The 18,723-nt window shown below is 68.8% G+C and carries 20 protein-coding genes and 1 pseudogene; 8 read left to right on the top strand and 13 right to left on the bottom strand.

Annotated features, from left to right (window positions below; genetic code table 11):
* From HLK59_RS16350 to HLK59_RS52385, 3 genes and pseudogenes are all read right to left on the bottom strand, one after another.
* Window positions 1-321: pseudogene (locus HLK59_RS16350) on the bottom strand (endonuclease); the annotation flags it as partial.
* A gap of 173 nt (window positions 322-494) precedes the next feature.
* The gene (locus tag HLK59_RS16345) at window positions 495-1,832 is read right to left on the bottom strand and encodes a glycoside hydrolase family 43 protein (protein ID WP_171142151.1); all 1,338 of its coding nucleotides are present in this window, start codon (window positions 1,830-1,832) and stop codon (window positions 495-497) included.
* A 112-nt stretch (window positions 1,833-1,944) separates the two neighbouring features.
* A complete protein-coding gene (locus HLK59_RS52385; protein ID WP_346779746.1) occupies window positions 1,945-2,076 on the bottom strand; it encodes a hypothetical protein in 132 nt (43 codons plus the stop codon).
* On the opposite strand from HLK59_RS52385, the gene HLK59_RS16340 reads away from it, so the two are divergent.
* Window positions 2,063-2,542, top strand: a complete 480-nt coding sequence (locus tag HLK59_RS16340) for an NUDIX domain-containing protein (protein ID WP_346779745.1) — start codon at window positions 2,063-2,065, stop codon at window positions 2,540-2,542. The genes HLK59_RS52385 and HLK59_RS16340 overlap by 14 nt on opposite strands.
* 342 nt (window positions 2,543-2,884) lie before the next feature.
* Here the strand turns inward: HLK59_RS16340 and HLK59_RS16335 are convergent, their stop codons facing one another.
* The 3 genes from HLK59_RS16335 to HLK59_RS16325 form a co-directional block, all read right to left on the bottom strand.
* Window positions 2,885-3,961 (bottom strand): ISAs1 family transposase, encoded by a 1,077-nt coding sequence (locus tag HLK59_RS16335; RefSeq protein ID WP_346779744.1) that lies wholly within the window; start codon window positions 3,959-3,961, stop codon window positions 2,885-2,887.
* A 719-nt stretch (window positions 3,962-4,680) separates the two neighbouring features.
* On the bottom strand, window positions 4,681-5,427 hold the full coding sequence (locus HLK59_RS16330) for an aminoglycoside phosphotransferase family protein (protein ID WP_171142149.1): 747 nt from the start codon (window positions 5,425-5,427) through the stop codon (window positions 4,681-4,683).
* 247 nt (window positions 5,428-5,674) lie between these two features.
* Complete coding sequence (locus HLK59_RS16325) at window positions 5,675-6,193, bottom strand: cupin domain-containing protein (protein ID WP_171142148.1); 519 nt, start codon at window positions 6,191-6,193, stop codon at window positions 5,675-5,677.
* On the opposite strand from HLK59_RS16325, the gene HLK59_RS16320 reads away from it, so the two are divergent.
* Window positions 6,192-6,881: a TetR/AcrR family transcriptional regulator gene (locus HLK59_RS16320; RefSeq protein WP_240982440.1), complete on the top strand. Its 690-nt coding sequence runs from the start codon at window positions 6,192-6,194 to the stop codon at window positions 6,879-6,881. The genes HLK59_RS16325 and HLK59_RS16320 overlap by 2 nt on opposite strands.
* A 1-nt stretch (window position 6,882) precedes the next feature.
* Here the strand turns inward: HLK59_RS16320 and HLK59_RS16315 are convergent, their stop codons facing one another.
* Window positions 6,883-7,101, bottom strand: coding sequence for a hypothetical protein (locus HLK59_RS16315; RefSeq protein WP_171142147.1), 219 nt, complete (start codon window positions 7,099-7,101; stop codon window positions 6,883-6,885).
* Between the two features lie 204 nt (window positions 7,102-7,305).
* On the opposite strand from HLK59_RS16315, the gene HLK59_RS16310 reads away from it, so the two are divergent.
* The gene (locus HLK59_RS16310) at window positions 7,306-7,974 is read left to right on the top strand and encodes a TetR/AcrR family transcriptional regulator C-terminal domain-containing protein (protein WP_346779743.1); all 669 of its coding nucleotides are present in this window, start codon (window positions 7,306-7,308) and stop codon (window positions 7,972-7,974) included.
* A 344-nt stretch (window positions 7,975-8,318) separates the two neighbouring features.
* On the opposite strand, the gene HLK59_RS16305 is transcribed toward HLK59_RS16310, so the two are convergent.
* Genes HLK59_RS16305 through HLK59_RS16290 form a run of 4 tightly spaced genes read right to left on the bottom strand, consistent with a single transcriptional unit; the run spans window position 8,319 to window position 12,967 of the window.
* Window positions 8,319-9,647, bottom strand: a complete 1,329-nt coding sequence (locus HLK59_RS16305; RefSeq protein ID WP_171142146.1) for an amidohydrolase family protein — start codon at window positions 9,645-9,647, stop codon at window positions 8,319-8,321.
* A gap of 55 nt (window positions 9,648-9,702) precedes the next feature.
* Window positions 9,703-11,220: an FAD-dependent oxidoreductase gene (locus HLK59_RS16300; protein WP_171142145.1), complete on the bottom strand. Its 1,518-nt coding sequence runs from the start codon at window positions 11,218-11,220 to the stop codon at window positions 9,703-9,705.
* Complete coding sequence (locus HLK59_RS16295) at window positions 11,217-12,119, bottom strand: alpha/beta hydrolase (protein WP_171142144.1); 903 nt, start codon at window positions 12,117-12,119, stop codon at window positions 11,217-11,219. Before HLK59_RS16295 ends, HLK59_RS16300 begins: the two co-directional genes overlap by 4 nt.
* Before the next feature lie 17 nt (window positions 12,120-12,136).
* Window positions 12,137-12,967, bottom strand: a complete 831-nt coding sequence (locus HLK59_RS16290; RefSeq protein ID WP_171142143.1) for an alpha/beta hydrolase — start codon at window positions 12,965-12,967, stop codon at window positions 12,137-12,139.
* Window positions 12,968-13,804: 837 nt separating this feature from the next.
* On the opposite strand from HLK59_RS16290, the gene HLK59_RS51025 reads away from it, so the two are divergent.
* The 3 genes from HLK59_RS51025 (at window position 13,805) to HLK59_RS16275 (ending at window position 16,179) form a co-directional block, all read left to right on the top strand.
* A complete protein-coding gene (locus HLK59_RS51025) occupies window positions 13,805-14,041 on the top strand; it encodes a hypothetical protein (protein WP_240982439.1) in 237 nt (78 codons plus the stop codon).
* A 560-nt stretch (window positions 14,042-14,601) separates the two neighbouring features.
* Window positions 14,602-15,051: a hypothetical protein gene (locus HLK59_RS16280; protein ID WP_171142156.1), complete on the top strand. Its 450-nt coding sequence runs from the start codon at window positions 14,602-14,604 to the stop codon at window positions 15,049-15,051.
* 573 nt (window positions 15,052-15,624) lie between these two features.
* Window positions 15,625-16,179, top strand: coding sequence for a hypothetical protein (locus tag HLK59_RS16275; RefSeq protein ID WP_171142142.1), 555 nt, complete (start codon window positions 15,625-15,627; stop codon window positions 16,177-16,179).
* 65 nt (window positions 16,180-16,244) lie between these two features.
* On the opposite strand, the gene HLK59_RS51975 is transcribed toward HLK59_RS16275, so the two are convergent.
* Window positions 16,245-16,376, bottom strand: coding sequence for a hypothetical protein (locus HLK59_RS51975; RefSeq protein ID WP_277349488.1), 132 nt, complete (start codon window positions 16,374-16,376; stop codon window positions 16,245-16,247).
* A 277-nt stretch (window positions 16,377-16,653) separates the two neighbouring features.
* Between HLK59_RS51975 and HLK59_RS16270 the strand changes: the two genes are divergently transcribed.
* Window positions 16,654-17,139: a transposase gene (locus HLK59_RS16270; RefSeq protein WP_240982438.1), complete on the top strand. Its 486-nt coding sequence runs from the start codon at window positions 16,654-16,656 to the stop codon at window positions 17,137-17,139.
* 5 nt (window positions 17,140-17,144) lie between these two features.
* Entirely contained in the window at window positions 17,145-17,393 is a 249-nt protein-coding gene (locus HLK59_RS51020; protein WP_240982445.1) for a LysE family transporter, read from the top strand.
* 629 nt (window positions 17,394-18,022) lie between these two features.
* Here HLK59_RS51020 and HLK59_RS16260 read toward each other — a convergent pair.
* Complete coding sequence (locus HLK59_RS16260) at window positions 18,023-18,700, bottom strand: hypothetical protein (protein ID WP_346779742.1); 678 nt, start codon at window positions 18,698-18,700, stop codon at window positions 18,023-18,025.
* Window positions 18,701-18,723: the final 23 nt, after the last annotated feature.

The following is an 18,723-nucleotide window of genomic DNA, read 5'->3' as shown; positions in this document are numbered from 1 at the left end:
GTTGAGGCCGCTGCCGATGCCGGCGCCGCCGCTGGTGGCGGTGCGGTAGGGGTGTGCGGTGTCGGCGGCGTAGAGGTAGGCGTGGTAGTTGAAGTCCTCCTGGGCGTGGACGATGTCGTACGGCGCTATGCGCTGGCCGATCGTCGTGGTGCTGGACTCGCGGGGCGTCGGGGCGCTGGAGATGGCCTCGGGCAGGCCGGCCACGTTGTAGCTGAGGACGCTGAAGGTGCCGGAGTCGGCGGCCGCCGCGGACGGGGCGGCCGCGGTGAGCCCGCCGAGAACGGCGGCTGCCGTCGTCAGACAGGCGAGGAGTCTGCGCATGGGGGTGTGGCTCCTGGGGAGAGGGAAAGCGGTTGCAGTCAGAACACGGCGGAAGTTACCGCTGGTTACCCAGGGCTTGTCGAGAGGGCGGACGCCGATTCACAGGAGGTCTCGTCCGGATCTCGACGATTCGGCTCCGCGCTGCGTGGGGTACACGGCGCGGACCGGACCGTTCAGGGATTCGGATACGCGGCACGCACCCGCGCCAGCTCCTCCGCGGTGACGGGCAGGACCGTTCCGTGCCGAGGGCGCGAGGGGAGCGCGTAGTCGCTCGGCAGTGACCAGGTCGGCTCGGCGAGGCTGTCGGTGTGGAAGGGCAGGTAGCCGCGTCCGGAGGCCTCGTCCATGAATACCCACCAGCCGTCACCTGTGTTGTCCTTGAACACCGTCGGCCCCTCGACCCAGTTGGTTCCGACACCGGTGCGGACGCAGTCGTCGACCAGCTCCCATTTGCGCAGCGTCGTGCCGGGGGTGTCGACGGCCGTCAGGGTGCGGGAGCGCTCCAGTACGACGTCCCGGGCGCAGGATCCGACGACCTTGTCATCGGTGGTGACGCGGTAGTACCAGTCGCCGTCCTTGGCCACGGTCGCGTCGATGACACCGCCGCCAGGGTCGTTCCAGACCTTCGGCTCGCTGAAGGCGCGGAAGTCCCGCGTGGTGGCGTACATCATGCGCGGATACGTGCTGCCGGTGTGCTCGGTGTCCTCGGCCGCGTAGAGGTTGGAGGCCCAGTACACGACGTAAGCCCCCAGCCTGGGATCCCAGGTCGCCTCAGGCGCCCAGGTCATGCCCACCTGGTCGCCGGAGACCTTCACGTGCCGCTGCTCGGACCAGTGCACGAGATCGGTGGACTCCCAGACCTCCAGGTACTTGCTGCCGAAGCGCATCTCGTAGCCCCAGCCGTTGCCGCCGTTGATCTTGAGGTCGGTGGCGACGAGGAAGAACCTGTCGCCCTCGGGGGAGCGGATGATGAAGGGGTCGCGTACGCCCTTCTCGCCGAGCGAGGAGGTGAGCACCGGCTGGTTGCCGTTGAGGTCGTCCCAGTGCAGCGGGTCGTTGCCGTGGGAGGCGCCGAAGTACACCTGCTCGCCGTCGGCGTAACGCTCGCCGGCGAAGTAGGGGAAGAAGTATCCCTCCATCGGCTTCCGTTCCGGGAGCGGGCGGACGGTCAGGTCGAAGCGTCGCTTGACCTGGCGGTGGTCGAGCTGGATGGTGGCCGGCAAGGTGACGTGAGCAGGGGCGCGGCCGTGGGCGGGGCGGTTCACCTCGCCGGTGGGGGTGACGTTCCGAGGCCTGTTCGAGGCCCACTTCACGGTCGCGTCGTGCAGGGACGCTGTGGGGAGGGTGAGGTAGCCGCGTACGTCGTCGGCGTCCCGGACGGTCAACGCGGCGGCGGCTTCGGTGAGTTCGGGGCTAGGCGGCGATGGGGGCGTGGCCCGGGCGGGCAGGGCGGTGCACGCCAGCGCGGCCAGGGTCAGCGGAATCAGCAGGTGTCTGGGCGGAAAAGGCATGGGCGGCTCGTCCCTTTTGCCTTCGGTGGGGGAGGTCCGTCACCGGCATATTCGAGATGTCGAACGATGTTCGTGGTGTCGAAGGAACCGTAGGAGGGGGTAGAGGCGAGCGTCAATACCCGTGCTCCCATGGCCCGTTCACACTCACCGAGAAGATCAGGAACGTCCGCTCGACGTTCGCCGTGCAGGACCCGAGGGGTTTGATCCGCAGCACCGTGCCGGTGAGGTCGGTGACCACCTTCACCGGCGCGCGACCGCCCGGTGCCGTCACCAGTCCTTCGCCTGGTCCGGGTCACCGACTTCTGCGGTACGACGAGAACGGCGGCTTCTGGGCAACGCCCGGCGGCTGCCTGGAGGAAGAGGGCGCGGGAGACCACGCCGCGGCGACAGCCCGCGAGCTGGGTGAAGGGCTCGGCATCGAGAAGCAGGCAATCGCACTCGGGCTCCAACTCGCCGAGCGCAGCAGGGACCACATGATCGGCGGTCACCAAGTACGTCAGGTGGAGCGGCACTTCCTCACCCGCGTCTCCGCGGCCGACGTCGACCCCGCCCGCGCCACGCAGCCCGACAACATCCGCGAGCACCGCTGGTGGACCCTCCCGGAGCTGCGCGACACGGCGGACACGGTCTTATCCCGTCGGCCTCGCCGACCTCATCACCGACGTCCTCGCAACGGTGCACCCGTGCGCCCGGTCGTCCTGCGCGGATGAAGAGCAGAGAAGAGACGGTCCGCGCCCGCCCGTTCTGCCGGCGCGAACCCGTTCGGTCCAGCTGAGCGCAGTTCACGGCTCCTTGTCCGAGCACAGTGGGGCGATGCTCGCCCTCGCGGCCGTCACGCTGATGGCTCGTCGCCTCAACCGCCAGCGGGTCTACCCCGCCGCCGCGGTACCTCGACCGGCGACAGTCGTCTGGGCTTCGTGATCCGTCACGGCGGGTGACTGGGCAGCGGACGTCGTGAATTTACCCACCGTTGCCTGCGTCGGCCGGTTGAGGAATGTGGTTGCGGAGGATCGGGCCAGGCTCTTTGAGAAGTGATCTTGTGTCCGGGTTCGTCAGGCCAGTCCGAGGGCGATGAGAGGCCGCAGGTGGTCGCGGCCGGTGCGGCGGAGGGCGGCTGCGATGTTGCTGTGGCCGTCCTGGCGGTGGACGCCGATGGCGAGGTTGCGCAGGCCGGCCATGACGCGGGGCAGGCGGCGGGTGCGGGTCTTCGAGGCGTCCTCGTGGAAGGTGCGGTCGCGGACGTGGTGCAGCTGGTTCTCGATGCGCCAGTGGCCACGGATCCAGGTGGCGAGTTCGCTGCCTGGATCCGTGGCCGCGCCGGGTGGCAGGCTCGTGACCAGGTAGATCCGCTCGATCGTCAGCTTGCCCGTGCCCAGATCGCGTCTCCGGCGCACGACTTGGAGGGCCTGGCGGGCGTGGGGGTAGTCGAGGTGGGCGAACGTGGCGGTCTTCAGACGGCGGATCTCGTCGCGGTGGTGGGCCCGTCCGCGTTCGTGGTGGTCCAGGCGGACGTCGCGCCAGGGCAGGCGCCGGACGCTCTCGTGGAGAGCGGGGTGGTTCCGTTTCGCCACGGCGAGGTAGTGGGCTCCGCGTTTGTGCAGGTAGGTGGCGTGGTCATGCTGGGTGTGCAGGGCGTCGGCGGTGATGACGGCGCTGGCCAGATCGATGCTGTCCAGGAGGGGAGCGAAGGCCGGGATCTCGTTGCTCTTCCCGTCGATCTGTCGTTGGGCGAGGACCTGGCCGCTGTGTGTCATCGCTGCGAACAGGGCGATGGCCGGCTGTTTCGCGGTGCGGGAACCGCGGAGAGTCTTGCCGTCGACGGCGATGATCTTCCGTCCCGGGGCTGGGGCCCTGCGTTCCTGGAGGAAGTGTCCGATGGCGCGGTCCAGTGCGTCACCGTCCGCGGCGGCCAGGACCAGGCGGATGGTCGTGGCGTGGGGCGGGCGGATCAGGCCGGTCAGCGGATCAGGCCGGAATCCGAGCAGGGCCAGGACGCGCTGCGGGGCGTCGGTGACCCACTCGCCGATCGCTGTGATCGAGGCAGCGCCGGCCAGAACGGCGGCGGCCGCAGCGGTGAGCAGGGCCGTCCATGGGTGACGGATACCTCGACGGGCCCGTGGGTCAGGCACCGTGGCTAGATAATTCCGCAGGTCAGCGACCGTTTTCAGCGGGATGGGACTGGAGGCGTCCCCCAGTTGCTGGAGACATGACGGCATGCGGGACGATGGGTACGCAGGCATGGACTCGCTCGGTGGTCATACGGACTCGACACCCACATGATCACCAGCATCCATGCCTGTTCTGCGTCCAAGGTTGCTGCCGACAGAAGCTGACAAGACATCACATCCGGTGCCCAGCAGGCGAACCACCCACCTCAAGACTTCTCAAGGGCCCTGCGGACTACCCAGGGGCTGTCGTCTTCGGCGAAACACAGCACTCGGGGGACCAGGATTGGTCTCCTTGGAGCGGTGCTGGATGCCTCCGCCGGGGAGGGTGCAGGGGTCGGCTCGGCGTTTCGGCCGTGGGTAGTGGCCCGGCCGCGCCTGCTCGCCCTGTTCTGCCGACCGTACCCGACGGGTTCTGTCCGTGAGTCTGGCCGGCCATCGGTCGAGGTACGTCCGGGTCTGGCAGACCAGGGTCTCGGTGCGCCCCGCGAGGGTGCCCCCGTGCAGGCCGGCCTCGACGGCGAGTTCCGCCCGGGCGAAGCACTCGGCGTCGTCATCCCGTTCTCCGGCCGCCCGGCTGAGACTGATCATGCCGGCCAGAACGTCGTCGTAGACGCCGGACGAGAGCCGCGGCGCGGTCCGGCGAGCGTTCCAGAGTATGTGGCAGTCGGGCCTGCGCAGCCTCACATCCGGGATTTCAGCACGTCGACCTCACAGCCCGGCGCGAACGGGTCGAAGCCGTGCTCGATCAGCCAGCGAACCACCAGCAGGCTTCGCAACGACCACCACGCGCGGATCACGTCGAGGTCGACGTCGGTGCCATAGCCGGCGGTGACGTCGCCGAGATGCCCCTCGTGTCCGAGTGTGAAGGTGGCGAGGTCGTACAAGGGATCACCCTGGCCTGCCTCGGACCAGTCGATGATGCCCGTGACCTCGTCGCCATCGGCGAAGACGTGCGCGATCTGCAGGTCGCCGTGCGTGAACGCCGGAGTCCACGGGCGCAGCGCGGCCTCGGCGATCTGGCGGTTGCGGGTGACCAGGTCCGCGGGCAGGACGCCGTTCGTCACGAGCAACTCGCACTCGTCGTCGAGTTCCGCCGCCAGCGCGACGATGCTCCGGCCGGCTTGGCCCGACCGGGACGGCAACGGCGCGTCATGGAGCTTCCGGATGGCGGCGCCCGCCGCGGCCCACGCCGACGGCGACCCGGTCGAGGGCCCGCCGAGGCGCCCAAGGGTCGTCCCCGGTAGTGCGGCGAGTGCGAGGACGGGCGGCTTGCGCCACAGGACCTCCGGGGTCGGGACCGGTGCCAGGGCCATCGTCTCGACCTCGACATCGATGCGTGTCTGATCGGCGTCCACCTTCAGAAACACATCGCCGACGCGCAGAGTCGCGCGCTCGGAATGGGCGACGACGACTTTGACCTCATCCATGGGCGACCAGTATCCCGGGGGTGATCGCCGACGTCGCCAGGTTTCTCACGTGGGACTACGCGGCTGACCGCGTGGGCAGTTGAGGCGTGCCTGCCGATCACCTGTCCCGGCGTCAATTCCCCGCCGGGTGGGCTACTCGCTGGCCGGCGGCGACATCAAGTGCTGGGCGGACAAGGCGTACCAGGGTGGTGGCCCAGAGGGCGTTTCTCTCGGCTGTGGTGTTCCGGCTGGTCAGCGGGTTGTGGGTTTACGCTCCCGGTGGCGGTGTGAGCCCGAATCGCGAGATGACGTCCGGCAGCCACTTTGGCTGGCCGAATTCGAGCCCGTACTTGGCCACGAGTGCCGGGATCGCGTCGGTGGACGGCGGCGGGCCGTCGGCGAGCATCTCGGCGATCTCGCGGAAGCAGTTCTCGAAACCGGCCGGGCTGATGATCTCGATCATGCGGGCGGGGACCGGGCCGGCATTCCACATGGCGTGCAGTTCGCCGCGCGGCTTGGTGATGTAGCCGCCGGGGCCCAGTACGGCTTCGCGGTCGCCGGAGCGGAAGCCGATCTCGCCTTCGGTGACGATCGAGTACTCGTCCTCGCGGGTGTGCAGGTGCGGCGGCACCAGCGCGCCGACCGGGAACGGGTGCTCGACGACCGACAGGGCGCCGTTGGTATCGGCACCCCAGAGCTTGAAGATCACCCCGATGGAACCGAGGAAGCCCTCGGCGCCCTCGCCGGGGCGGACGACCGTGAGCGGAGGGACCAGGTCCTCGGTCATGGCGATCACTCCTCTGATCGATTTCGAGATACACTGGTGTTCTATTAAAAGTGTCCACCCCGGACCACGAGGCGGCAAGTTGAGTGAACAGCATCGTTCAGTCAAATCGCGGGGCTACGAGATGCGCAAGCGCGCCGAGGACGTCGGCCGCACCCGGCAGCGCATCGTCGAAGCCGCCGTGTACCTGCACGGCACCACCGGCCCCGCGGCGACCAGCATCGCGGCGATCGCCGAGCGTGCAGGGGTGACGCGGCTGACCGTCTACCGGCATTTCCCCGATGAGCCGGCGCTGTTCGCCGCGTGCTCCGGACACTGGCTGTCGCAGCAGACGCTGCCCCGGCCGGAGGAATGGGCCGCTGTCGAGGATCCCGACGAGCGGCTGCGGATCGGGCTCACCGACCTCTACCGCTTCTATCGCGGCGGAGAGCGGATGCTGACGCTGGGCGTCCGCGACCAGCACGCCGTCCCGGAGCTGATCCGGCAGGCGTGGGAGGAAACGAACCGGCGGTACATCGAGGTTCTGGTGGGTGCGTCAGTGGGGGAGGGCGATCGGATGCGACGCGCGGCGATCGGACACGCGGCGGACTTCACCACATGGCATTCACTGTGCCGGGAACAAGGACTCGAAGACAGTGAGGCGGTCAAGGCCATGGCCGCGCTGGTCAAGGAGGTCAGCGCAGCAAACTGAATCAGCGCCACCAGATCTGATGCGTCGACTCCTGGCTGTCGACGAACGTATCGAACGCCGCGACAGCCTGCGAGCCATGCTGGGCTATCGCGGAGACATCGAAATCGTCCGCCACCACGTCAACAGAATCAAGCTCCAGAAGAGACCGGCGTACGGCCGCGCCGACTTCGACGTCCCACAGAGCCCGGAACTTGCGCCGGAGCCCGAAAGAATTCGCCACAGAGGACGAGTTCGCCGCCTACAAGTACCCGCGCGTCGTCGAATTCACGGACGCCCGCCCACGACCACGACGTCCACCAGCCAGGTCCTTGAGCGGGCGATCGGCTGACACCCCGGGTGCTCGGAGCGGATACGGTGGTGCTGTTGAGTGGCTCGTCAGGGGAGGTTGGACGGTTCCGTGACAGCAGCAGGTGATTCCACGCGCGTGAGCGGGGGCGCGGCTCGGCGTTCTCCGGGGCGGCCGCCTGTTCCGCTGGACCGGATCGTCGCCACCGCGTTGCAGATCGTGGACGAGGAGGGCGCGGACGCCCTGTCGATGCGGGCGCTTGCGCAGCGACTCGGGTCGGGTACGGCAACGCTGTACCGGCATTTCGACAGCCGAGCGGCGCTGGTGACCCATGTGGTCGACCGCATGTTCGGCTCCGTGGACCTGACGAGTGAGGAACTCGCCGCGATGGGCTGGCAGCAGGCGCTGCGGAAGGTCGCGCACCTGATGTTCGACGCACTGGGCAGGCACCGGAACGCGGCACGTCTGATGGTCGAGCAGAGCCCGATCGGTCCCAACGCGATGCTGGTGCGTGAGCGCTGTGTGGCGGTCCTGCTCGACAGCGGCTTCGCACCAGGAGTCGCGGCCCACGGATACGCCACGCTGGCCCGCTATGTCCTGGGCTTCGCCATCCAGGTCCACGGGCACGGCAGCGCCGAGGGCTCCGACGACGCGCAGTTGTCCGCCCTCTTCAAGAGCATGGACCGGGCCCGGTTCCCGGCGACGGCCACGGTGGCGGGCTCGTTGCCGCTGCCGCTGGACGAGGAGTTCGCCTTTGGTCTCGACCTGCTCCTCAGAGGCCTCGGCGACCTGCGCGACGAGGGCTGACCGCCGTCGGCGGGTCCGGTTCGCGGACCCCCAGAACGCTGATCCATCCGGATGGTGTGATCGCTGGCGGTCTGAACCCATCCTGTCCTTCGACGACTCCGCCACTCGTTCTCGCTCGGACGAGGAAGCCTGACTTTCCCGGCAGACGGCGTCAGCGGCCCGCAGAACGAGGTCGCCGGCGGTGTCCAGGACCGTGATGGCTTCCTTCACTATCTGCCCCGCGGTCAGCGCTGGGTGACGTGGCCGCTGACGGCAGAAGGACGTGGAACCTCGCGCCGACCCAGGCGGGGGAGACGCGGGTCGGCGCGAGGAGCTTTCCTTCACCGGGGCCGTGCCGGTGTGCGTCAGCCTTGTTCGCTGCCCGGTCCGTGCATCGTGTGCAGGAGCCGTTCCCCGGACTCGCGCAGGCGGTCCTTCAGAACGTCGAGGTCGGTCGCGAGCAGGGTGTGGTCGCGTTTGCGCCACCGTCCTGCGATCATCACCGCTTCGATGTTCGCGATGTCGGCGTGCACGACCGTGGCGACGGGATCGTGGGCGGGCCAGAGGTTGAGGGCCCGGGCGTCGACGGCCACGAGGTCGGCCTGCATGCCCTCCGCGATCCGGCCGACGCGATCGGCCAGCCCGAGTGCCCTGGCCCCTTCGACCGTTGCCCATGCCAGCGCCTGCCTGCCGGTGACCGAGGGCTTGTCGGCATGCCCGCCGGTGGTCCGGCGGTGCCGGGCGTGGTCGAGGGCGCGCTGGTGGGCGAGTGCGATGCGCGTGGCGGTCAGGAGTGTGCCGGGTACGACGGTGTCCACGTCGGTGCCGAGGGAAGGCGCCGCGCCCAGCCGCAGCAGCGGGCCGGTGACGGGGGTGCCGTGGCCCTGGCCGAGTTCGTTCTCGGGGGTGGCCGTGAAGGTGACACCGGCGTCGACCAGGGTCCTGATCCAGTCCTCGGGGAGGTCGATTCCGTGCACGACGTTGGTGCGGGGGCCGAACAGCCGAGCCGTGCGCAGTGCTTCCCAGCCGGGCGAGGGTTCGCCGCCGCTCTGGTGCAGGGACGCGACGAGACCGCGTTCGGCGGCGGCCCGGAAGTCGGTCACCGCGGTGTCGGGAGTGGAGTACTGCGGCCCCTGTAGGGCCATGCCGAGGGTGAGGAGGGGATGGCGGCCCGCGGGGCCGTCGAGCAGCCGGTCGATCTCGGCGAGCGGGTGCGGGATGTCGGGGGCACGGTAGGGGGTGCCGTGCAGGAAGGCGGCGCGGATACCGGACCGGACGAGTCCCTCGACGGCGGCGTCGGCGTGCTCGGGGGTGAGACTGTTGTGGCACCAGTCACCGAGGGTGGTCGTACCGGAGTTGATCTGGTTCAGCGCTCCGGCGAGATTACTGACGTGCATGTCGTCCGGGGTGTAGTGCCCGACGCACTCGCCGTGCAGGTGGGTCAGGTACTCCACGAGCGTCCAGTCGGCGCCCACCGACCTGAGTGCCGTCTGCCAGGTGTGCAGATGGGCGTTGATCAGGCCGGGGATGACGATGCGGCCGGAGAGGTCGACGACCTCCGCGCCGGCGGCCGGCAGGTTCTCGCCGACGGCCTCGATGCGGTCGCCGTCGACGAGGACGTCGACCCGTTCGGCGTCGGGACGGTCCGGGGTCATCGTGATGACCCGCGCCCCCCGAAGGAGCGTACGGCTCATGCGTCGTCCCCGGTGGGGGTGCGGCTCTGGTGGGACATGGTGCGGCTCTCCTTGCCTACGGTGTCATCGTCTGCGCGGCCTTGTGTGTGGTGGTGAGGAAGTCCCGGGTGGCGATGTGCCCGATGTAGCCGTCGGGGCGGATCAGCAGCAGGGTGTCGCCGGCCAGGCCGTACGCGCGCCGCAGCGTGTTCGAGGGGTCGGAGAGGGCGCCGTCTGGGCCGATGGCGATTGTCTTCAACTGGGCGCCTGAAGTCGGCCAGTTGAGGTTCTTGAGGTCGTGTGCGGCACCGGCGCCGTAGGCGATCGCGGTGAATTCGGGCCCGCGCAGCAGGTCGAAGAGCCGCGTCTGCCCGCCGTCGGCACCGAGCAGTTCGGCGTCCGGGGCGCGGTCTCCCACTCGCAGCGTGGTGGTGTGCTCGCCGTCGGCGGGGGCGAGCGGGCCGCCGAAGTAGGTCAGGGCGAGCTGCTGTTCGTCCTTGCCGCGCTTCATGCTGGACGGGTCCAGCTTGGCGATCCCGGCCCACTGCTCGGTGGACAGCCCGAGCACGCCGGCGGCGATCGGCTGCCGCTCGGCCTCGTAGGTGTCCAGCAGCCGGGCGTCGGCCCCGGCGAGAACCTGGGCGATCTTCCAGCCGAGGTTGTAGGCGTCCTGGATGCCGGTGTTCAGCCCCTGGGCACCGGCAGGGGTGTGGACGTGCGCGGCGTCGCCGGCGAGGAGGACGCGTCCCCGTCCGTAGTGTTCGGCGAGACGGATGTTGGGCCGGAACACCGACGTCCAGTGGATGTCGTGCAGCTCGATGCGCCGGTCGTGGGTGTGCTCCCTGATCCGTCGGACGATGGCGTCCTTGTCCCGGGGCGGTTCCTCGTCCGGCGTCAGCCGGATGATCCACTGGAAAGCGTCACCGTGGGGGATCGGGCAGGCGCCGACGAGGCGTCCGCCCGGGCGGGGCCACATGTGCCACCGGTTGCGGGCCAGGCCCGTGGTGGTGGCGTCGACGATGAGCATCCGGTCGCTCTCGTCGGTCGACCCGGCGAAGTCGAAGGCGAGCCCCCTGCGGACACTGCTGGCACCGCCGTCGGTTCCCACGACGTAGCGGGCCGTGATCTCCTCGACGCCGTTCGCGCCCGCCACCTTGACGGTGACCGTGTCCGCGTCCTGCGTCAGCTCGACCATCTCCCGGCCGAACTCGACGTCGTGGCCCAGCTGTCGGAGCCGGGCGTGCAGGGCGCGGTCGGTGCGGTACTGCGGGATCAGCCAGGTGTTGGGGTAGGGGACGTCCGAGGTGGGTTCTCTGTGCGGGAACATCTTCCACGGGATGGTGAGCGGTCCGCCGTGGAGGCCGAGCTTGGGATAGACACTGCCGCCGGCCAGCACGTCGTCGAGCGCGCCGAGGTCGTCGAGGACGTCCAGGGTGCGGGGCTGGACGCCCTTGGCCCGTGAGCCCTCGAAGGCGTGCGGGGCCTTGTCGACGATTCGGACGTCGAGACCGCGTCGTACGAGATCGATCGCGAGCGCCGAACCGGCCGGGCCCGCTCCGACGATCAGGACGTCGATCGGCTGGGTGTCGTTCATGAGTCGAGCCTTTCCTTGCTGGATGCCACGAAGGAGGCGATCCGGTCGGCGACCTCGTGGGGGTGTTCAAAGGGCGCCATGTGCCCGCAGTCGTGGATCACGTGGTGTTGTCGTGGTTTGAGCAGCGCGCGGGCCGGTTCGAACTGGTCGATGGGCGTGACGTGGTCGTCCGCGCCCCACAGCAGCAGGGTCGGAATGTCCAGGGCCCCGGTGTGCCGGTAGAGGTCGTCGCGGCCGGAGAGGGGCAGGTGCTGCAGTGTGTCGAAGAAGGCGTAGAGCGAGCCCTCGAAGCGGTAGGCGTCGAGAACCATCGCCGTCAATTTCTCGGCCTTCTCGGGGGCACGCACGTTGTGCCCGAGGTGACCCGTGAGCAGTTTGAGGCCGTGGCGCCGGGCCACGAGGCCGGCCAGCAGATCACTGCGCAGCAGCCGGTCCGGGGACATCGCCTTGCGCGGGGCGAGGCCGGCCGGTCCGGCCAGGACGAGGGTGGCCAGGGCGGAGCGGTGCCGGGCGGCGTACGCCATCGAGATCAGCGCGCCCATGGAGGTGCCGACCAGGTGCAGCGGGCGGTTCAGGCCGAGCTTCTCGGTCAGCTCGGAGAGCTGACGGACGAAGAGCGTCTCGTCGTACGTCGCTCTCACGCGGTCGGAGTAGCCGCGCCCGTACCCGCTGCACGCCAGGGTGCGCAGGCCGCGGGCGTGCAGTTCGGGGACGAGCCCGTCCCAGTAGAACAGGGGGATGGTGAGGCCACCGACCAGCAGGGCGACCTCTCCGTCCTCCGGTCCGGTCAGCTCGTAGTGCGTCGCGCCGTCGGACAGTTCGACGAAGCTGCCGCGCAGCCCGCTTCGTGAGCGCGCGTCCAGGCGACGGTCCTCGCCCGCCGCTACGAAGTACTTCATGGGGAGCCTCCTTGGCGTCAGCGGCAGTTGTCGGCGGAGGAGTCGAGGAATTTCTCTACGGCGTCGGCGAACCAGCGAGGTTCCTCCTCCGGTAGCAGGTGGCCGCCGGCGGGATGGATCAGCTCCTGGGAACCGCGGATGTCCCGGGCGAAGTGCTGGCCGTCGCTGCTCGCGCTGCGCAGCACCAGCGTGGGTACGGCGATCCGCGAGATCTGGGCGCTGCGGTCGGGCTGGTCGGTGTTGCAGAAGTCCACGAACGCCGAGCGGTTCCCGGGCCGACTCATCAGCTGGTAGGCCCGGTCCACCATGGCGTCGTCCACGATCCGCGAACTGGGGCCGACCGCCGAACGCAGATTGCGTTCGATGGCCCGTCGAGGCATCGCCCGGCGAAGCAGCGGACGCAGGAGCGGGTGGCGGGTCAGCCGCATGCCGGCCGGCACCGTCTTCTCGGGGTAGCCGGTGGCGTTGACCAGCACCAGGCCGTTGAGGCGCTCCGGGTGGTCCAGAGCGTGGTTCCAGGCGATGTTGCCGCCCAGTGAATTGCCGGCCACGGCGTAACGCGGCACCCCGAGCGTCTCCAGGAGACGCGCCACGGTTCCGGCGTAGGTAGGGACGCGGTAGTCGCGATCCCCGCGCGGGCCGGTCAGCCCGAACGCCGGCAGGTCGGGACGGATGACGTCGTACGACTGCGCGAGCAGCGCCGCCGCACGGTCGAAATGCTGGAGCGACGAGGCACTGCCGTGCAGCAGCACCAGCGGGGGGCCGCTTCCTGCGCGTTTGTAGTGGATCCGCAGGCCGTCCACCGCGACGAACCGGGAGTCGGGCTGCGGCTCAGACCAGATGTTCATATTGGCTACGGTGTATCCAATAAGGTGGCTGTGTCAAGCGGAAGCGCGCGTTTCGCGGTGGGGGCTGCGCGAGGAGCTGACGGCAGTGCCGCGTTCACCAGGCCGGTTCTCCTTTTCGCGGTCACAGGGTCGTGCTCCGGCAAGGGCAGAAATCGGCGGCTCTTCGCCGTGCACCGGGCCGCGCGGCGCCAGGGCGCGTCTGTCCGAGTGAGCATGGGGTCCTGACCGGCGCCCGCGGAGACGGAGGACCGCCTCGAAGCCCGGGTCCGCCGCCGGCTGCGGCTCGCCACTGTGCTCTCCGCCGTCGTGCTGGGTGACGTATGTCCTGTTCGTGCTGACTGTGGCCGGGCAGCGCTGGGTGAACGCCGTCATGGCCGGCCGCAGGACCGACGAGACCCCCTCGCGGCAGCGCATGACGCGAGCCGCGCCCTGGAGCACACACGGTCTACTCGCTCGGTATGGCGGTGCTGCTCCTGGCCGTCATCGGTCTGGTCCGGCGCCGCACCGCCCTCACTGCCGTGGCCGTCGGCACGGTGTGCGGCTCACTGGTGATCACCGAGGTGCCCAAGCGGTACGTGCTGCCCCGCCCCGAACTCGTCGATGCCCCGCCCGACTTGCGGCACAACAGCTTCCCCAGAGGGCACACCACCATCGCCATGGGCGTGCTGTTCGGCCTGATCCTCGTCGTCCCCTACCGGCTCGCGGCCTCGCTGCCGGCCTCGCCTACACATACTCCAGAGCGGTCGCCGCGCACACCGTGGCGGCGGGCTGACGGCATCCCTCGCCCGCCGGGGTCTGGTGCACCGGGCGCCCGCGCACCGCTTTCCGCTGCGCACCGTGTTCGTGATCATCCCGCTGGCGCTCGTCGCGGCCGTCGGCCTGATCGTCGGAGCACTGCTGCTGGTCGACTCCATGTACCAGCTGCGGCTCGACGACCCCTACCCACCGCAGCTGGCCTACCAATCCGGCCACGTCCTGGTCGCAGGGATGAGCGCCGCGGTGACGCTGACACTCTTCGCGCTGCTGCGGCACGTGGACTTCGACGGCCAGGCGCGACTCGGCGGACGGGGCTGATTACGAAGACCCTCCAGCAGGTCGTCACCGATCCCGAACACCCCGCGAAGAGGCAACTGCGGGTAGAGCGCCTATTGCGCCGGACGGGCTTATTCACACCCCCTGGCCGATGGCAGCCGTCCGGGCCGCGCGATCCCTCACTGCAGATGACCGGGCGCCGACCTGGCTGCCACGACCTCGTCGTATGCCGCGCGTTCGTTTGCCACCGAATCTCCCTCGGATCACTGGTGCTGATCGCGTGACCGTCCGCACGTGCATGGCGTTCATCTGGCGATGACCACGAACCGATTGCTCGATGCTTCGCAGCCGCACCGCGCAGTCCACGCCGCCAACCCTGTCACAGCCTGCGAGGGCCCGGGACGGGTCGGCGTGACCGCGAGCGTTGGAGCTGCTGGCCTGCGTGTTTCACAAAGTTGAGCCAGAGCCCGAGTTCCGGCTCTGGCTCAGCTTTGGTGGTCGGTGACGCTGCGTGGTGATCGGTGATCGGTGATCGGTGATCGGTGATCGGGTTCGGCTGCCTGCCGGGCTCGTTGTTGGTGGTGAGTGTCATGATCGGTTGTATGGGAGCTCTCTTCGGGTACTACGCCGCTGCTGATGATGAGGACGCCGTTCGGGCTGTGGTTCGTGAGGACGGACTACCGATCGGATCGGGGTACGACTCGTTTGTCGTGAAGGGTGTCGATCCGGTGGTCGAGCTGCTGCCTGCCGAGGTGCTCATTACGGGGCGGGACGCCGATGTTATCGAGGCTGATCCGAGGCATGGGCATTTGGTAGGAATGGTGGGTTCCGGCGACGTGGTCTGCTTGTCCCTTACTGATTCTTTTTGTGATGCGCTAGCCCATTTGGGACGAAAGCAGTTGGGCGAAGTGGCACGTGGTTGGTTCGCGTCGGGTGTCTTCAACGCTCAGTCGGACCCGAGTGGGCTCACGGGTTTCCTGGAAGATCTTGCTGCTCTGGCAGGGAGTGCGGCTGCTCGCGGCCACCGGATGTACTGCTGGATCAGTATGTAACGAGGTCGGGGTTCAGCCCGCAGTAGTACTCGCTTGCGCAGCAGGCCGAAGGCGGCTCGGCCGAACATCCGGCGCTTGAGCATCTCGATCCGGTTGGCATGGCCTTCGGTGACGCCTGAGCTCCTGGGCAGTGTGAGGCCGGTGGTGGCGGCGTCGCGGTCGCGGCTGGCGCAGGATCCATCTTCTCGATGTTCACGTCCACCGACAGCACCACAACGTCCTGGACCGCCGGTAGCAGCAGCTCCTTCAGCCGGAGTGCGACTTCCTCCACAGCCCCGAACTGTCAGCCGCACCGCACCGGCCACTGATTGTTTTCGGGCAACTGCCCGAACGGCCAGACGACCTCAGCCATTGCTCAGCGTGCACACCGCAGAGGTTGGGGTAGTGCCGCATCAGACAACGTTCGCCCGGTTCGGCTGCGGCTCTGGTGCGAAGGGGCACGACCGCGGCACCGGCGTCGGTGTCGCTTGAGTTCAGCCGCCGCCAGGCGGATGAGGGCGTCGCCCGACGAGACCCGCGCTAAGTTGAGAATCTTTGGACCCGCGGGCTGCTCTTGCGCCTAGGGTTCCGATCATGTTCAAGTCAGGGGTGGGGTTCCTCGCGTTGTTCGGGCTCGGCTGGTGGCTGCTGGGCTCGAGCGCATTCGACGGGTTGACGCGGCAGGTCCTGGTGGTAAGTGGCTGTGTCGTCATGGTGGGGCTGATGCTCGCCGCGCGCCGTTTCCTTCCCTCGTCGGCAGGGGGCCCATTCCCCGTTGGCCGACGTCGGCGGTTCAATCAGATCAACGGGCTCCAGTGGCTGCTGATCATCGCCATCGCCGCAGTCTGCCGTCACGTCGGGGTGCCGGTGCTTGTTCCCCCGCTGATCGCGGTTGTCGTTGGGCTCCACTTCCTGCCGTTGGCGGCGGTGTTCGAGCAGCCCCGGCTGCGAATACCGGCAGCCCTGTTGATCGCTTCCGGGGCGGCGGGCATGACCGTCTGGCTCACGAACGGCCCGGACGAGAGCGTTCGCCTCGTGGTGGGCCTCATTTCTGCGCTTTCCCTGTGGGCCATGGCGATATGGACAGTTGCAGGGGCGGCGTCCGCAACGGGGCAAGGGCCAGGAAATGAGAGATCTGGCGGCGCGTGACAGCCTCGTACCGGGTCAAATCCGCCGCGGCCCGCCCACGGAGAGCGGACCGCGGCGCTGGCCGACTACTTGTAGGCGCCAGCCACAATGGCCACCGTCACGGTGTCGCCGTTGTCCGCAGCGATCGCGGTCCCGCCGCCCGCGACCGCGATGACGATCCCCGCCGTGATGGCGACGGCCCGCACGATTTTGGTCATGAATGCCTCCCGTTGGATGAAACGTACAACACTACCGCCCCGCGATGACACGTCAGTGCTATTGCCGAGCATCCGGTGCGTCGTGACGGTCACCCCAGGTCAGTGCAACGTCGAGCTGACGGGTTCGTGCATGGTTGGCGGTGGCGCGTCGAGACCTTGATCGTCGATCAAGGTCTGCGTGGTGGGGAACCGGACGCGTGCAGGGGTCCTTCGCAGTCAGCAGATCACCGGACTGAGTTCGGAGGTGATCGCGGAACTCGTAGCGGAGATAGGCCCGTTGGGGCACGAGCGACACCAGGCGACACTCGCCTCGCGTCCCCGCCGAAGAGCTGTCGGCGCCGGCGCCAAACACAAGCTCGTCTTCATCGACCGGCTCCTGGCCACGCTGATTCACCTCCGCCATGGCCCCACCCACGACGTACTGGCCTGCTGGTTCGACGTAGATCGCTCCACCATCATGCGCGCGATCGGTGACGTACGGCCGCTGCCGGCCCAGCGGGGCTGCACCATCGCTCCCGGCCTTCGGCTCCGCACGCCCGCCGAGGGGGTCGACCACCTCGGCGAGAACGAGAAGACCGGAATCATCGACGGCACCGAGATCCGCGTCCGTCGCCCGTCCGCCGGCCGCAAGGACCGGGACAAGTTCATCTCGGGGAAGAACGAGCAGAACGCCGTCAAGTCCATGGTCCTCACCGACGCGGACGGCCGCCTCGGGAGGGATGGCTTGTCGCCGCCGAGGCGGTCAAACGGATACTTTCCGTGACGGGGATGTGCTGCGGAGCATCGGCCTACCTCGTCTACCTGGGCGTCCGCGCCGTGCTGGCCGTGCGACGGGCTGCTCGCGAGCGGGCCGCCGGGCGAGAGACGGCTGGCGGTCTGGAGGATGGTGCCAACCCGCGAACTCCGGTGCAGGACGGTCCCGCCCGCGGCCGGTGGAGCTCCGGCTTCGGCCAGGGCCTTCTCACCAATGTACTGAATCCCAAGGCGGCGCTGTTCTTCCTCAGCATCCTGCCGTAGTTCGTCGACAGCGGCGGTTCGACATCGCGGCAGATCTTCTTCCTCGGCACCCTGGACCTCGTCATCGGGGTCGCTCACTGGTTCGCCCTGGTCGCCGTCGCCGCGCGGCTACGGGCGTTCCTCGCCCGCCCGAAGGTCCGCCACCGCTGGGAGCTGACGACCGGCTGGCTGTTTATCGCCGTCGGCAGCGGCGTCGCTGCGGCTGCCTCAAAGCACTGCTTCGGTTACTGGACGAGGTCGGATCCGGGAAGCCGTCGGACCGCTTTTCGACGACGAGGATTTCGTGGATCTGTTCCCGCGGCGTGGTCAACCCGCGTGGCCGCCGCATCAGTTGGCGATGGTGTCGGTGCTGCAGTTCGTGGAAGGTCTGTCGGACCGCCGGTCAGCCGCTGCACTCAACGTCCTGACCTGCACAGTCGCTTGCGTCTTTCGTGTCAGGGCCGCGTTCAGGTGGAGGCCGACACCATCCGACACGGGCCGGAGCGTCGGCGTCCTCGCGTCGGCTGCGGAACCCCGGCCGGCGATGAAACCCAGGCTCCGCACCGCCAACATCACCAGACTCCAAGCCAACATCCTCGATTCCTGCCCCTGTTGAGACTCGCGTCGCCCGGATCCACTGACCGGTGCGTTCAGTTCTCGGGGTTGATCTTCGAGGACAGAGTGAACAGCGCTGCCGCCGACGCGATGAGACCTCCGGCCAGTTCTTCGTATCCCTGGAAGTAGGCGATGGGGATGGCGATGGCGCAGGCTGTTCCGGCCAGGACGATGACGCGTCCGATGAGCCGCCGGAGTCTGCCCGGCCGCGGAGGGTATTGGGGGTTCGGCGGGTTTCCCCAGTAGGGAAAGGGACCCGGCCTGGGTTTCCAGCCCTCGTCCAGGAGTCGCACGAATTCCGGGTGGTGGCGGGCGTGGCCCAGACGGTGGGGTGCCAGGCGCCGCCAGGGCAGTCCACCACGCCTGATGGCGAGCCAGGTGAGTCCCGGCAGGCAAGCCACGACTGCCCAGATCCCTGCGACCGTCCGCTCTGCGGCTGAAGCCGACAGAATGCCGAGGAGTCGGTCCAGTTGGCCGCCGGCTGCGTAGGCGATCAGCGCGGCTATGGAGAGCACCGCCGCGGTCTGCTCGATCTGATGTCCGGTGTGGCAGCGGGCGCAGCGTGGCACATGTACGAATTCCCGGCGCCACGTGGTGCGCAGGACAACGATCCACGGGGTCATGGTCGTGTCGGCGTCCTGGTGCAGTCCCAGGACACGGTCGTGCCACGACGCCGGTGTGGCTTTCCCGCAGAACCAGCACTCCCGCACCACGACGTTCCTCTCCCTCTACGGCC

Source organism: Streptomyces sp. S3(2020) (assembly GCF_013044505.1).
Taxonomy (GTDB): Bacteria; Actinomycetota; Actinomycetes; order Streptomycetales; family Streptomycetaceae; genus Streptomyces.
The sequence above is the reverse complement of the archived record's forward strand: the minus strand, read 5'-3'. Positions and strand labels throughout refer to the sequence as shown.